The sequence below is a fragment of the uncultured Senegalimassilia sp. genome (genome assembly GCF_934636665.1).
In the GTDB taxonomy this organism is placed as follows: domain Bacteria; phylum Actinomycetota; class Coriobacteriia; order Coriobacteriales; family Eggerthellaceae; genus Senegalimassilia.
The window spans coordinates 47,591-61,227 of sequence record NZ_CAKUAT010000012.1; the positions used below are offsets into that span (position 1 = coordinate 47,591).

The following is a 13,637-nucleotide window of genomic DNA, read 5'->3' on the forward strand; positions in this document are numbered from 1 at the left end:
ACCAAAAGACATGAAAGAAGGCTATAGTCTAGCGACGATTTCTTGGCCGCCTCTTTGACGGCCATCTCGAGCGCCGCGGGCGTCTTGTATCTCATGATCGGCCTTTCTGGTCGGATGCGGAGAGGGCTTTTGCGAGGGGCTCGAGCAGGGCCGCTCGCCGTTTGTTTTCGCCGAGCTCGTCGAGCAGGCTGCCAAGCTTCGCAGAGTCGATGAGACCTTTGGCCGCGGCGTCGCGGAAGGCGCCTTCGACAAGCGACGGGTCCTCGCAGTCGAGGCACAGATCGGCAAGCGTTCTCTCGGCGCGGGTGACAGGCAGCCCGCCCATCCAGGCCATGTCGCCTTCGTCGACGTTTCTCACCCCAAAGCGTGCCGACTCGATTTTTGAGTTGATGCGCTCGGACGCGTAGATGCGGTAGGGGGAGAGGTGGAAGTCCCCGATTCCCAGGAGCCATGCAGCCGTAGAGCCACCGACGGCCACGCCGTCCCACTTAGCTTGCCGCTCCCATGAGAACGCTGTCGATGCCGTGAGCTTCCAGATCGCGGCCAGCTCGTCGGTCTCCGAGCTCGGCGCACCAGAGAGGCGATACGCGCCGTGGGCGACGCGCTCGAGGCGCCCGACCTTGCAGGCGTGGGAGAGGGCGTTCCTGCTGATGCCGAGGCGCTGTGCCTGGGCAGTGGTGAAGACGCCCTCCGATGCCGAGAGCTCGTCGATGGCGGCTATGTTGTTTGCATACTTCATGTTGCGATTGTACGAAAATTTCAGACATTTGCAACATCGAAGTGTCACACGCCGACTATGCGATTGAAGCAGGGCCAATCGAAGGGGGACAACGCCGCGTTGATTCTGGCCTTATTGAAAATCTCGCCACGCGATTCACTCAGATTTGCCGTTTCGCTAAATCGCTGGGTTTGTGTATGCGTCGACGCTGATGCGAAGAATCGTCCCATTGGGAATCTGTCCCAATGGGACGATTTGCTATTCGGTTTGAAGGCGGCTTTTCGGAGCCGATTCATCGCCGATGACGATCAGAATGAGTTGCAAAAGTCTGGAGATTCAAACTCTAGAAAACAGATAGTTCAGCTATCTAGTCGGAGCATTTCTGCAGGTAATCTTGTTTTTCGTCTTGGCAAAAGGGATGAGCGTCGTGGGCCCGCGCCCTGCGCTGCCGAACGAGGTGGCAACCTACAACGATTACCAGCGCCAAAGGCTGCTGGTGAAACCCGGCATGACCTGCTATTGGCAAACCCGTCGAAACCGCGACTCCATAACCTTCGACGAGTGGGTTGACTTGGATCTGTGAGACGGGTAAGAACGTGTCGGCGGTCAAGGTCGATCGCTACCTACAGCAGCTGGGTTTTCGCATGGTGATCGTGCCCAAGGGCGCGGACGTGGATGTGACCGAATGAGGCGGCGTTAACCTCGGCGGGCGCGAAAACTCATTGCGGGGTGTCGGGCCGCCTTTCAACAACCTCTATTTTGCCATCCATGCCGGCTATCCAGCCGCGGAACTGGGGGCTGTCGATTACCTTTACCCGCACGCGTGCGGTTTTGCCGTCAGGATTCACCGCAACATGCCCTTTGAGCCTGTCTCCGAAATGGTCGTACAGCGGGTTCATCATCTTCTGTTCGTTGACCTGAAGCGTTATCCATTTCGATGTTCCTAGAAACATGCCGAACTGCGTGCATTCGAAATCCTCCAGGTCGAAAGCGTTGATTTTCGCGCTTACTGCGCCGTCCACGCAGGTGTCGAGAACTTGTTCCATGCGATCGAGTCGCCGCGCTATGACCTTATCGCGCTCTTCGCTGAAGGAAACCATATAGTAGCAGTCGTTGATGTGCGTGAGCAGAATCGGGGTTTCCGTCTTGGTCTCCCTGTATCGGGATTTCTTCTCCAGGTCGAATCCTATGTCAAGATACTCGAAGGATACCTTGTGCCGCGGCGATGCGGCTAGCGCCCCTTGGATAACCTCGATATTGTGAAATACCTGATCATTCTTGGTTTTTGGTCGGCGACCCAGGCGAATCTCGGCTTTCAGGGATTGCGATTCGCCATGCAACCCAAGGGCAAGAATGGACTCCACAAGGTCTCTTGACGTTTGCTCATCGATCGATCTGGAGCTTTGAACGATGTCGATAAGCATCTTGAGCTCGTTTTGCTGAAACCGCCGCGAGGAAACGTAATACTCGAATGTGTGGTGCTTTTCTCGTGTGATGTCGATTCCGAAATCCTGCAACGTTTTGATGTCGCTGCGAATCGCGCGCTGGTTCGCTTCGGTGTGGGGCAAGCCAAGCCTATCGAGCAGTTGCTTGACGGAGAACCGATGCGTTCGGTCGCTCTCTTCTTCGAGAATCGTCTTTACCGTCATAAGGCGGTGCTTATGCTTGGCTCCACATCGGTTTGACTGCTTGCTGGTCATGGTGCCGTCCTTGCTGAAAAGCCGTTATAACGACCTGATAAGGTCGTGAAAATTCTAACCCGTTGACTACGCTTATGAGCAACCATTTATGCAAATGGCCTGATGACCTCGGTAAAAACGAACTGGTGTGCAGGTATGCGTGAACAGGGACGGTGAACAGGGGACGGAGGTGTGTTCAGGATGCGTCTTCGGGAAGTGCAAGCCTTTTCCTGAACACACCTCCGTCCCCTGTTCACCCTGTTCGCCTAGCGGAAACGATTGGAGGCAGGTGTGGCGGAAATGGAGAAAGCAAGGAAGCATTCGGGGATTGAGCGGGTTTTGGGCCAGTCCATCGGCGTTGATCCTGAGCAATGCGGGCTGCTTTTGCTGGCTGGCCCGGTTGGCGCGGGCAAGACGTACTCGTCTATGAGCCATATCGCTGATCAGCTTATAGCGTTCGGACCGAAGTGCAGGCGGTTCGTCTTTGTGACGAACGTGAAGCGGAATCTTCCCGTTGACGAGTTGCTGCAAATCCTCGATGAGCGCGGCCACCCCGAGCTTGCCGCGTACGTGGTTAAGCTCGACTCGAATCTAGGGATGTTCCAAAGCAATATCAACGCCGCAAAAGGCGTTATGCCAAGCGCCCCGTTCTCCTATTGGAAAAAAGGACCCAAGAAGCCCGGGTCGAATGAGCGCGCGGTCATCAAGGCCGAATTCAACATTCGGAACCTTCCCGAGCTGCAAGAAGCGGAGAGGCTGCAGCGGATTCTCGAGGAGACGAGGAACCTCCCTCTGCATGTCGGTGCTGCTCGGCGCAAGGCAATCGAAGGCGCTGAGGAGGAAGCGGAGAAGGCCGAGAGCAAGCTTCGACGACACATTTCGTCGGTATTTGCGTCCATGTGCAAGCTTGATGAAGACGGCTACCGCTTGATGACGCGGCAGGAGAAACGCGAACTTGTCGAGAAAAGCGCCTGGTGGGAATGGCTAAGAGTGCTGTATCCGTCGGTCCTGACGCACAAGAAGCGCGTGCTGTTCATGAGCGTGAACAAGCTGCTGGTGAAAAACTCCCCCATCATCGAGCCGTCGGAAAGCATTTGGGAAAGCGACTTGCTAAAGGGATCAGTCGTGATCATCGACGAGTTCGAGCTATCGAAGAGCGTCATCAACGACTTCCTGATTCGCGAAAGCGTTGGCAAGATGGCCGACATGGTAAGCATGCTCCGCATGCTTATGGGCCGCGCGCTCGAGGGTCGCCAGATCGACGGCAAGGGCGGCGACGGCGACGCGGGTGCGGCGTTCACGAGCGAGCTGTTCCGCAGCCCTTCGAACAGGATCGGCTGCGGGCCTGAGCTTCGTGCGGAGTTCGGCGCCATCGTGAACGCCGCGGAAGAGGCGTATCTCGAACTGCACCTGGACAAACAGTTCCGCCTGAGCGACAGGCTGCGCTATAGGAACCAGCCGTTTCTCTTCAACGACTTCCAAAGCCATATCGTCGATGTCGAAGACAGTTCATGGTCGGCGATCCGTTTCCTTGAAAGCCAGAACACCATCGAATTCGGTTCGGGCACTCCGCCCTATGCTGGGGGCGAGGCTTCGATAACGGGGCTACGTGAAGTCGATTCCTACTCCGTCCCGTTGTTGCTGAGCAGGCTCGAAGGCCTTGTCAGATGGATCGTCAGCTGGATCGCCCGCGTCGCTGAGAATTACCAAGCGGTCGTGGCCGAGGACGCCGATCAGGGAAAGCGTCCCGAAATCAGTTTTGACCAGGCTGTCGGCACGGTGCTGTCCGAGCTCAACATGATGGACGAGGTGCATGGCGAGCTGAACCCGGCGCGTCGGCGCGTCATCGAGATGGCGCATGAGGAGCGGGCGCGCCGCGCGGCGGTCGATGACGGGGCAAGGGATGATGATCCGGCAGATTTGAGCTTGTATCACAAGGGCTTCAGGGTGCACTCGTTCACCGAGTCCGCGAAGCATGACACGTTAACGCGTATGGAGCGCTGTGCGCTTTCTTGCACGGCAGAGCGCAAACTCATCGAGTTGAGTCGCCGCAACTTCGTGGTGGGCATTTCTGCGTCCTTGGATATACCGTCTGTTCTGGGCAATTACGATATCGATTACATCAAGGCGGCTCTCGGCGACCGATGCATCTTGCTGGATGCAGCCCAGCGACAGGGGATCGAGGAAGACTACCGACGCAGCGTAAGCCGCTACGATAACGTGGAAATCCGCGTCAGCAAGATTTCCGACGTGGATTCCGAGGGGGAGTACAGCGAGAAGGCGTGGCTTGCCGTGCTCGATGATGCGGTGGTTGCTCGCAAGGCTTTCAACAAGGTTGCGATGGACTTTTCCACCGCTGACGGACGCTTGACGTTCGGGCAGCGGCGAGTGTTGAAGGTTTGCGCCGCGTTCAAGGGATTCTGGAAGGCCGATGATGCTCGCGCCATGCTTTGCGTTTTGAATGCGTTGCCGAAGGCCGGCGGAAGCGGGTTCGACCTGATGAAGCTCAAAGACGTGTTCGGGATGGTCTTCGAGCAGCTAGGGATCGACGGCAACGTGGATGACGCGTTTTACGTTCTCGGCGGCGGCAACGAGGAGTTTGAACGCGCGAAGAAGCAGGCGCTTTCGCGTTTGGCGGCGGGTGAGAAGCTGTTCGTGATCACGGCGTATCAATCCGCGGGTGCGGGGCAAAACCTGCAATACAAGATTCCCGAAGGCGCAACCCCCGTTCAAATCAACGATCGCCCCGCATCTGAGGAAATGGATTTCGATTGCCTGTACGTGGAGGCCCCAACCCATACATCCCCGGTGATCACCGGAAACGAGAAGGTGGACGAATACCAGGTAGTGCACCATATCTTGGGATGCGAGTACCTGTACGAGAATGCTGAAATCAGCAGAGGGGCGTTGCTCAGGAGCGTTTCGGAGGCGTTGCGCGCGCTTGGCGGTTCCGGGGTGGATTACGGCTACAAGGCAACCGATAGCGCGCGGCTGTTCGGGGCGAAGCAGGTGTATCAGGCTGTGGGCCGTTTGAGCAGGACCAACATGAAGATGCCGGTGATTAGGCTGTTTGTCGACGCCGGCCTTATGGAAGGCGTTCCCTTGGGCGTGCTGAAGTCGTGCGGGCTTACGTTCACGCCCGAGTTCGGGGCGTTGGTGGACGCGTTTGACGAGCCGATTCCCCAGTCTTCGAAGGATGTCAAGCGCTTGCAGCGCAGGGCGGCGCGCGCGTCCGACAGGTCGCGGGCCTGCATTAACTCGCTTTTGGGCTCCGGCTGGCGGGACGATGCTCGCAAGGCGTGGTTTGACCTGGGGAATCAGGTTCTCAAGCATCCGACGCTTCCCGATAGCTGGAACGAGGTCCCGTATATGGAGCGGTGTTATTACGTCGAGCTTGATGCGAAAAGGACGTCGTATCGGTACACCGCAAAAGATGATTTCGCGTCGGTCGAGGTGCTCTTCGATCCACCCGCCGGTACAAAAAGCTTCGAAGTGAGCGAAAAAGCCGCGCGCCTGGACGTGCTCATGCGCATTCCTGGTATGCGGAGCTATTTCGAGCAGTGCGGATACGCTACGAAATGGGAGGCTTCGACAAGGATCATGACCCCCATTGTTGCCGAGAGCATCTACAAGGGGCGCCTTGGCGAAGTGTGCGGGCGTTTCGTCCTCGAGCAAAGCGGCATTGCGGTCGCGGATATCGACGACGCTTTCAGGTTCGAGAAATTCGACTTCGTGCTGCCTGGCACGCTGGGCGACCAAGAGGTGTTTATCGATTTCAAGCACTGGAAAAAGCAGTCGGATAGAACGGGGTGGGACTCGGAGAAGCTTATCGATTGGGTGTTCGCGAAGATGGAGGCGATCGACGCCAAGAAGGCTATCGTCGCTAACGTTTTGCTTCCTGACGAGGGCGATTATCGGGAGACGTACCGTTCAAAAGACGGGCGAAGGCTTCTTGTGGTGCCTGCGCTCGTCAAAGGCGACTGCTCATTCGACGAAACGGCGATTCAGGCTATAAGGAGGTTTATCGATGGCGTTGTTGACTAACAAGCTGAGCATTTCCTTGGTGCACGAGGAGTTTGACAAGCGGTATGACGTGTTCGAGGTGACGAAAGAGGGCAAAGGGCATCTTTCTTGGTCGTCGCGCGTTTTCGAGGCGTTTGGCGCCCCGTATATCCTTTCGATTCTCGGTCAAGGTGGGGATGACCCGTTCTATATCCTTGCCCCAAAAGGCATCGTGTCGGTGAGGGGGCTCCGCGATCATTTCGAGAAAAGCTACGGCGGTGTTATCGAGGATGAGGATTTGGAGTCAGCCGACGTGGCAACAAGCCTGCTTCCAAAACAGGTGCCAAGCCGCAATGTGTCAGAGCATATTTTGGTGCAGCTGCTGCTTAACGCGCTTTTTGCGGGCAACAGCGAGAACGGCCCGTCCCTGCAAAACGTCGCCGGGCACCTCTATTGCTTCAAAACAGGCAGGGATTGGGTTAAGAAGACGAAGAGCGGGCGCAATCTGCACATTATCGGACTGGAGCTCAAGGTGACGCCGGAATCGTTGCTGAAGGTGAATGTTAGAACGTTCACCAGGGCAAATGCCGCCGGTCTGATATTCGATGGCAGGAAGAAAAGCGAGTACCCGCGGTACGTGGTCGACTTCGATGGCCCAACTATGCGTCGTGCTTCCCCAGGTGAAAGCCCTGAGGCCGACAACGTTTTCATTCAGAAGCAGTACGAGGGGCAGAAAAGCAAGATCCCGTTTTTGAAATACGGCAATCGAAAGGCTTTTGCGAACTCGAAATGCGGGGTTATCCAAGAGGTCGTCGAGCGGTTTAACGAGACGTATGCGGGCATGGCGAGCATATCTTTCAAGGCGATTGATGATTCCAAGCGCGCGCCCGTTCCCAAGAAGCTGATGAAAGCCGATTACCTCGCGTGGTTCGCGCGAGACGAGTACGTGGTGGTTGACGTTGCTAAAGACGGCGCAAGCAGGAAGGCGTGCGAATTTGTTGCCGATTGGCTTGCGTTCGATGAGTATCTCAGCGTGCGTCCGCGCATTGTGGACAGTGCCGTCGCCGGTGCCAACAACCTGCTGATCCTTCATGAGAAAGCGTATTACGAGGACCGGGGGATCAACGACCCCTATGTTGCTTCCGTGCTTGAAGGCGCAGCGTGCCAGCATTTGACCGTCGAGACCGTGCAATCTGAGTTCGGTAAGCCGAAGGAAGACAGTGGCATGCGTTTCGTCATTCCGAAATGCCTGGTCGAAGCCGCGGTTAAGCGCGATATTTGCGATGCTGCTATGCGCTTGTACGATTGGAGCGCGCTCGAGTGCGACGGTCCGCTGGTTTTTGCACTTTGCGGGCCCGAGTCGAAGGAGGAAAAGAAGGAGCGCGAGAGGGACAAGTCGCCAAGGCGCTATTCGTTTCTTGAGGTGAGCTCGGCGGGCGCACTGGCGTTCTATCAGGGATGTTCGGACAACGCGGCCTCGGGTTCCAAGTGGGATAAGCTCGCAGATGTGTTTACAAGCGAGTGGTCGTCTGAGACGGAGGGTTTTGCGATCAACGCCGCCGGCGACATCGATGCGATCGAGCTGACGGATGGATTTCCCATTCCCGACCTTGCCACGATTAAGCGCGCTGTGGAGAGCATCGACTGGTCGCTGCCGAAAAGCGACGTGCTCGAGGCGGTATCCACTCTTACGGAAGACCCTGCTATCGACATCGCATTGCGGGCACTGTGCGAGTGGGTTTCCGAGATGCCGGATTCTTTGGTGAAGGCATCGAAGCTCAACTCGTTGGTTGTGGATGCTGCAAAGATGGTCGATGAGAAATACCCGGCGCGGCGTATTCGAGAATTGGTTGACGCTCGGCTGGAGGAGCGGTTCTCAAGGCGCCTTTTGACCGGCGTGCCCCGCGACAAGGAAGCGCTTGCGACAACGTACGAGCCGATCGTCAAGATGCATTGCGTTCGGGAAGACGATTCGCTGCTGTATTGGGTGAGCAACTTCGATGGCCTAAGCCGGATGGGTCGGGAAAACGGCTGCGTCATCAGGAGTGTTCGCAGCGTCAACGGCGAGAACCCGTTCTTCGCGGATTTGCTCGAAACGCTCGTTGTGCCCATCGCGCGCCTGGGCAACGCCTCGGTGCTGCCGCTGCCCTTCAAGTACCTCCGCGAATGGATGGAGAACGTAGCGGTGGAGTGAGAGTGACTGAGCGGGGGGAGGCGTGAACAGGGGACGGAGGTGCGTTCAGAATGCAACTTTGCGAAATGCAAGCCTTTCCCTGAACACACCTCCGTCCCCTGTTCTCGCTGGCCGTTGTCGCGCGACTTCGCCCTTTCGCCCTACAGCCCCCAGCGGGCGTATTCTAGGTAGCCGGCTACGCTGTAGTGTTCTGCCCAGTCGTCGGCTGGGGAACCTTCCCCGCCGACGATTCCCAGGAAGCCGTTCTCGACTTTTTCACCCTTCTCATTTACCACCAGGGCGTACCAGTGGCCGTATTCGTGCGTGGGTTTGCGCAGCTGGCAGGCCAGCGTCAGCTTCGGTTCGCCCTTTTTGCGGAAAAACGCGCCTTCGTCGTTGAGCTTTTTGATGAGCGTGCCGTCAAGCCAGAAACAGATGAACGGCGCCTCGAACGCGTCGGTGAGCGCTCCGGCCTCGCTGTTGTACACGTAGCAGAACAGCGCGCGGTCGCGCGAGCGGGCGAGAAGGTCCACCTCGCTGTCCTTGAGCTTGAACTCGACCACGGCGAACGCGCCGGGGCGGTTCGGGTTCTCGCTGACGGTGGTCACCGCCGTCTTGACCTGGAAAAAGAACGTTTCGGGAGGCGTGCCAGGCTTCTCAAGCTGCTGCTTGAGGTTCAACGACACCACGTCGATGCCCATGTCAGCGGGCGAGCGAAGCGCGTCCAGGCCGTTGCGGTACAGCGAGCTCATCAGCTGGTACTCGCCGGTGTATCCGTTGTAAAGCAGGTTGTAGAAATCTTGGGCCACGTGCCCTCCTCTTCTTGGTTCGAACGGTTAGATTCTAGCGTTGGGTCGCGCGATCCTTTGCGAGAAGTTGTCGGTTTTGGCCCATCGAGCAGGGTAGGGAAGCAGGTGTTCGGCTTGAAGTGCGCTTGCCGCTTGCCTGCCGCTTTCAGCCTCGCAGGTATGGGGCGAGGGTGTTGGCGCACTCCTTGGCCATGATGTTCGCGCGTTTGAGGACTTTTGCGCGCAAGTCGTCGTCGAGTAGGACGATTTGCGCGATGAGCGCCTTCGCGATTTGCAGTTCGTCGAGCCAGGGCTCGTCTTCCCAGAGGTCCTTCAGCGCGTCCGTGGCGTCAAGGGCCTTGGCGTATTGCGCGTCCGACGACTTGGCCAGCGCGCCTTCCTTGTTATTGCGGATTTCCCAGACGAAGGTGCACGCGGGGTTCCCGATCTGGGTATGCGCCTTGACCGAGCGGTTGTCCGGATGTGCCGCCGCTCGCGGGTTGGTTCGTGCGAGATATGCGGCGCGACTCGGCAGCGCGGCCGAGATTTGCCCCGTGATCGCGAGCAGCTCCTCGGCGTGTGCGCAATATATGTCGCAAACCTGGAACGGGGTTCTGCGCTCGGCTTCGACAAGCTGCTCGTCTGGCGTGTTCCACGCGCTGTCCACGCGCATGGCGTTCGCGTGGGCGATGCGCTCGCTCAGGCTTTTGCGTGCGCTTGCCCCGTTTGGGTTTGCGCAGGCGTCCGCTTCGCGCGGGCTTTTGCGGGCGCTCGTCTCGTTTGGAGTTGCGTGGGCGTTTGTTTCGTTAAAGTTTGCGAAGGCGTTCGTCTTGTTCTGGCTTTTGCGGGCGCTTGCCTTGCCCGAGTTTGCGCAGGTGCTCATTTCGTTCGGACTTTTGTGCACGTTCATTTCGCTCATCTTCGCTCCTTCCTTAGGCTGCAGCGCCGGAATCGCTGTCCAGGTTGTCGGCGTCGAACAGCGTATCGATCCAGATCTCGTCGTCCGGTCCCGGCGGGGGAAGGAAGTCGAGATCGTCGTCTTCGCAGATCGAAAACGCTTTGTGAGTCTCCGGTGCCTCCCAGGTTGCAGCCGCTTCGCCATCTGCGACAGCTTCGTCATCTGCGGATACTTCCCAATCCCCGGGCATCTCGCAACTCGCAATAAACTCGCGATACCTCGGGTGCTGCTCGAGCGCATAGGCGGGCTCGCACACGCCGCGGTGGCCGCGCTCGAACAGCCACCAGTTTCCGGCCGGCGTCTCGAGAAGCGTCGAGGGCAGCTTGTTGGCACGCAGCGCGAAATACTTCGCAGTCCGCTCGTCCTGAAATGCCAGTACCAGGTGCCGGTCGCAATTGCCGATGATCGAGTTCGCCACCGCCTGGTCGTAACGCGCCTCAAGCTGGCTGACCGTTTGGCAGATGATGGTGCAGCTGACCTCGCGGCTGCGGATGACGGAGAGCACGTCGTCGAAGCCGGGCAGCGTCAGGTTCGCAAAATCGTCCAACATGAAGCGAACGGGCACGGGCAGACGGCCGCCATCGCAGCGCGTGTCCGCGAAATCGCACAGGCTTGAGAACGCTTGGCGTACGAAAAGGCTGGTCAGAGGCGCCAAACTGCGGTCCATGTCATCCATGGTCACGAACAGCGCGCGCCGCTCGCGCCCAAGGTCGCAAAAGTCGATTTGCTGCACTTTGCGAAACGATGCGAGCGCGCCGTCGAACGTCAACGGCAGCAGGTTTGCGGCGATGATGCCCATAATGCTCGAATGCATCTTGTCGGCGCGCGCCGTACTCCTTGCGCGGCGGAACAACGAAGCCGCGTAGCTATCGGGGTCCTGCTTGGAAAGGTCGGCGAACAGCGCCTCGGCGCTGCCTTCGCACGCCTGCTCGTACACGCTCACCACCGACGCCATGTTCCATTCGCGATCGGGCAGCGCCTCGAACACGTAGGCGATGTAGCTGGCAACGTAGTTGGCCGCCGCGCCCGCCCAGAACGGGTCGTCGCCCATGTCCGCACGGGGGAACAGCGCGCTGGCGATCGCGATGATGTCCTGCGCAAGAGGGCGACCTTTGCGCCAGCGAACGTGGTGAAGCGGGTCGTAGCCGATCTCGCCGTCCATGGTGGTGAAGTCAAGGCGGTCGACGATGTACCCGTTGGCGCGCAAATACGGCGCCATCTCGTCATATAGGCGGCCCTTGGAGTCGAGCACGATGTAGGAACCATCGCACTGCAGCAGGTTGGGCTTCAGGAAATTGCGCGTTTTGCCCGAGCCGGAACAGCCCAGAACGAGCACGTTGTTGTTGAGGCCGGTCGCCCACGAGTCCATGCTCGCGGCGTGTCCGGAGGTGAGGATGAGCTGCCCCGCGTAGGAGGCGCGGGCGTTCGCACGGTTGTCTATCATGGCTGCTTTCGCTTTCTGTTACAGGTTTGCGCTGGTGAATAGGGGGTTGGGGAAGCGGTTGCTACGCCTCGCGGCAGGCGCCCCCGTCAAAGGCTGGTGATGACGCGGTCCGCGAGGCCCGCTTCGACGGCTTCTTCCGCTTCGAAATAGGTGTCGGAGGCCGTAAGCTCGAAGACGCGATCAATCGGCATGCCGCTGTGCCGCGCGATGACGCCGGCGGTGATGTCTCGGATGCGCATGAGGTCGTCGGCCCGGGCCTTCACGGACAGCGCGCTGCCGCCCGCGCCGGCGCCGATGAGCGGGTCGTGGATCATGACGCGGCTGTGCGGCAGGACCTCCCGCTCGTCGCCCGCGATGAACAGCAGCGCTCCCATGCTTGCCGCCATGCCAAGGCATACGGTGCGGATGGGGCAGCTCACGGCTTGCATGACGTCGTAAAGCGCCAGGCCGGACTGGACTTCGCCGCCCGGGCTGTTGATGTAAAGCGTGATGGGCGCCGTGGGGTCTTGGCGCTGGAGGTGAAGCAGGCCGCGGATAACGACGGCGCAAGATTCAGCATCCACCGAGGTCATAAGCTCGAGTTCGCGTTGGTCGAGCATTTCGTCGCGGATGTCGAGGCGGTTGAGGCCCTCTGCAGTTTCGCGGATGATCTGAGGTTGATAGACGAATGTATATTCGCTCATGACGAGCTCCTTCCGAGGGCGAGACGGGACAACCTAGGACGCAACAGGGAATGCGCAAATCGGCGGCAAATAGCATGAGCCACCACGCGCAGGGCGTCGCATATAAGGTTGTATGGGAAATCCGGAGCACGGCAGCTGCCCCGGCAACTCCTATAGGCGCAAGGCCTATCTGCCAGGAGGCGGGTCTCGCGACCCTCGGGTGCTAAAACAGTAGCACGCGCCAAAACAGCGCGCAAGTGGGAAGCTGGGAAATTTTAGGGGCGCCCGCTGTTCGCGTTCATGCCTGCGTCCGTGCTCGATGCTTGGGCCCGCGTCATGCGACTTCTGGGCGGTTTTGCAGGCGGTTTTGGCTTGGAAGGGCGCGGGGCATCGGCATTTCCCCAGGTCGGCGATCCCTGTATCGTACCGCACTCGCGGAAAACCGCCCAGAAGCCCAGACTCATGGCAAAATCAGGGCTCATTTTCTGCAAAACCGTCCAGAAGTCGTGGGGTGCCGACATTGGGCATCGAGCGGTTGCGGTTGAGACCGATCCCCGGCGCCGATGCGCGCAATGGAAGGGCAGGCCTTGCCGGGGTCTCCGTCTCCGCGCTTTCGTTCGATGGGGCGATTTTGTTTGGTCATGCGTAGTTGGCGGGCTGATGGCGCGTTGCCGCAAGGCCGTTGTGGTGCTTTCGCTAAGAGCGATTGTGCGGGTGCGGTTCAGCGCCGACATCGTTGACCTGGGGAAACGCTGCTGCTTTGTGCTCTTTTGGACTCGAGCCGCCTGTAAAACCGCTCAGAAAATGAAGATGGGGCATCGTGAGCGATGTCGCCGCGCTCATCGCCTCATATTATTCCCGCCTTCTTCTCGGAGGCCGGCAGGGTCCTCGCGCAAGTTGTTCGTCGTTCCCCTCCGTACTCCGAAAGCGGGGGCAATACAAGACTGCAATCGTTTAGCGGAATGGGGTAGGCTGGTAGCAGAGGATCGAAGCAGGCCCGCTGCTGCGGTGCCGGTCGGTTCTCGTTATAAATCCCACGTGATGCGTCGTTGGACGCGGGGATGGGACGCATATTCGACCGAACGATCACCTGCCCAGTTGAACGCCAAGGTTGTATTGGAGCCGCCCTTCGGGGCTGCAACCTTGCCGATCATGAACAGGCGAAGCTGCATTGGAGCCGCCCGTAAGGGCTGTAGCTGCGTCTTTTCGAATT

Annotated in this window: 10 protein-coding genes; 4 read left to right on the forward strand and 6 right to left on the reverse strand. The window is 58.8% G+C overall.

Features of this window, described 5'->3' with window-relative positions; all coding sequences use genetic code 11:
- Positions 1-91: 91 nt before the first annotated feature.
- The gene (locus Q0G75_RS06210; RefSeq protein WP_294416098.1) at positions 92-739 is read right to left on the reverse strand and encodes a type IV toxin-antitoxin system AbiEi family antitoxin domain-containing protein; all 648 of its coding nucleotides are present in this window, start codon (positions 737-739) and stop codon (positions 92-94) included.
- 397 nt (positions 740-1,136) lie between these two features.
- Here Q0G75_RS06210 and Q0G75_RS06215 point away from each other — a divergent pair, with 397 nt between their 5' ends.
- Both Q0G75_RS06215 and Q0G75_RS06220 read left to right on the forward strand, forming a co-directional pair.
- A complete protein-coding gene (locus tag Q0G75_RS06215; protein ID WP_294416097.1) occupies positions 1,137-1,301 on the forward strand; it encodes a sugar transferase in 165 nt (54 codons plus the stop codon).
- Positions 1,285-1,407 (forward strand): hypothetical protein, encoded by a 123-nt coding sequence (locus Q0G75_RS06220; RefSeq protein WP_294416095.1) that lies wholly within the window; start codon positions 1,285-1,287, stop codon positions 1,405-1,407. Before Q0G75_RS06215 ends, Q0G75_RS06220 begins: the two co-directional genes overlap by 17 nt.
- 30 nt (positions 1,408-1,437) lie before the next feature.
- Here Q0G75_RS06220 and Q0G75_RS06225 read toward each other — a convergent pair whose 3' ends face one another.
- On the reverse strand, positions 1,438-2,418 hold the full coding sequence (locus Q0G75_RS06225) for a YafY family protein (protein ID WP_294416094.1): 981 nt from the start codon (positions 2,416-2,418) through the stop codon (positions 1,438-1,440).
- 279 nt (positions 2,419-2,697) lie between these two features.
- Between Q0G75_RS06225 and Q0G75_RS06230 the strand changes: the two genes are divergently transcribed.
- Complete coding sequence (locus Q0G75_RS06230; protein ID WP_294416093.1) at positions 2,698-6,441, forward strand: hypothetical protein; 3,744 nt, start codon at positions 2,698-2,700, stop codon at positions 6,439-6,441.
- Positions 6,425-8,593 (forward strand): hypothetical protein, encoded by a 2,169-nt coding sequence (locus tag Q0G75_RS06235; protein WP_294416091.1) that lies wholly within the window; start codon positions 6,425-6,427, stop codon positions 8,591-8,593. The genes Q0G75_RS06230 and Q0G75_RS06235 overlap by 17 nt, the downstream gene beginning before the upstream one ends.
- A gap of 140 nt (positions 8,594-8,733) precedes the next feature.
- Here the strand turns inward: Q0G75_RS06235 and Q0G75_RS06240 are convergent, their stop codons facing one another.
- The 4 genes from Q0G75_RS06240 to Q0G75_RS06255 form a co-directional block, all read right to left on the reverse strand.
- The gene (locus Q0G75_RS06240) at positions 8,734-9,381 is read right to left on the reverse strand and encodes a hypothetical protein (protein WP_294416090.1); all 648 of its coding nucleotides are present in this window, start codon (positions 9,379-9,381) and stop codon (positions 8,734-8,736) included.
- A gap of 145 nt (positions 9,382-9,526) precedes the next feature.
- On the reverse strand, positions 9,527-10,279 hold the full coding sequence (locus Q0G75_RS06245; RefSeq protein WP_294416085.1) for a hypothetical protein: 753 nt from the start codon (positions 10,277-10,279) through the stop codon (positions 9,527-9,529).
- Positions 10,280-10,292: 13 nt separating this feature from the next.
- On the reverse strand, positions 10,293-11,762 hold the full coding sequence (locus Q0G75_RS06250) for a VirD4-like conjugal transfer protein, CD1115 family (protein WP_294416083.1): 1,470 nt from the start codon (positions 11,760-11,762) through the stop codon (positions 10,293-10,295).
- A gap of 86 nt (positions 11,763-11,848) precedes the next feature.
- Entirely contained in the window at positions 11,849-12,445 is a 597-nt protein-coding gene (locus Q0G75_RS06255) for a ClpP family protease (RefSeq protein ID WP_294416081.1), read from the reverse strand.
- Positions 12,446-13,637: the final 1,192 nt, after the last annotated feature.

What these genes read in the sequence shown, in the direction of transcription:
- Q0G75_RS06250 (WP_294416083.1), bottom strand. Translation starts at nt 11,762, where the DNA reads ATGATAGACAACCGTGCGAACGCCCGCGCCTCCTACGCGGGGCAGCTC.
- Q0G75_RS06210 (WP_294416098.1), bottom strand. Translation starts at nt 739, where the DNA reads ATGAAGTATGCAAACAACATAGCCGCCATCGACGAGCTCTCGGCATCG.
- Q0G75_RS06225 (WP_294416094.1), bottom strand. Translation starts at nt 2,418, where the DNA reads ATGACCAGCAAGCAGTCAAACCGATGTGGAGCCAAGCATAAGCACCGC.
- Q0G75_RS06230 (WP_294416093.1), top strand. Translation starts at nt 2,698, where the DNA reads ATGGAGAAAGCAAGGAAGCATTCGGGGATTGAGCGGGTTTTGGGCCAG.
- Q0G75_RS06255 (WP_294416081.1), bottom strand. Translation starts at nt 12,445, where the DNA reads ATGAGCGAATATACATTCGTCTATCAACCTCAGATCATCCGCGAAACT.
- Q0G75_RS06235 (WP_294416091.1), top strand. Translation starts at nt 6,425, where the DNA reads ATGGCGTTGTTGACTAACAAGCTGAGCATTTCCTTGGTGCACGAGGAG.
- Q0G75_RS06215 (WP_294416097.1), top strand. Translation starts at nt 1,137, where the DNA reads ATGAGCGTCGTGGGCCCGCGCCCTGCGCTGCCGAACGAGGTGGCAACC.
- Q0G75_RS06245 (WP_294416085.1), bottom strand. Translation starts at nt 10,279, where the DNA reads ATGAGCGAAATGAACGTGCACAAAAGTCCGAACGAAATGAGCACCTGC.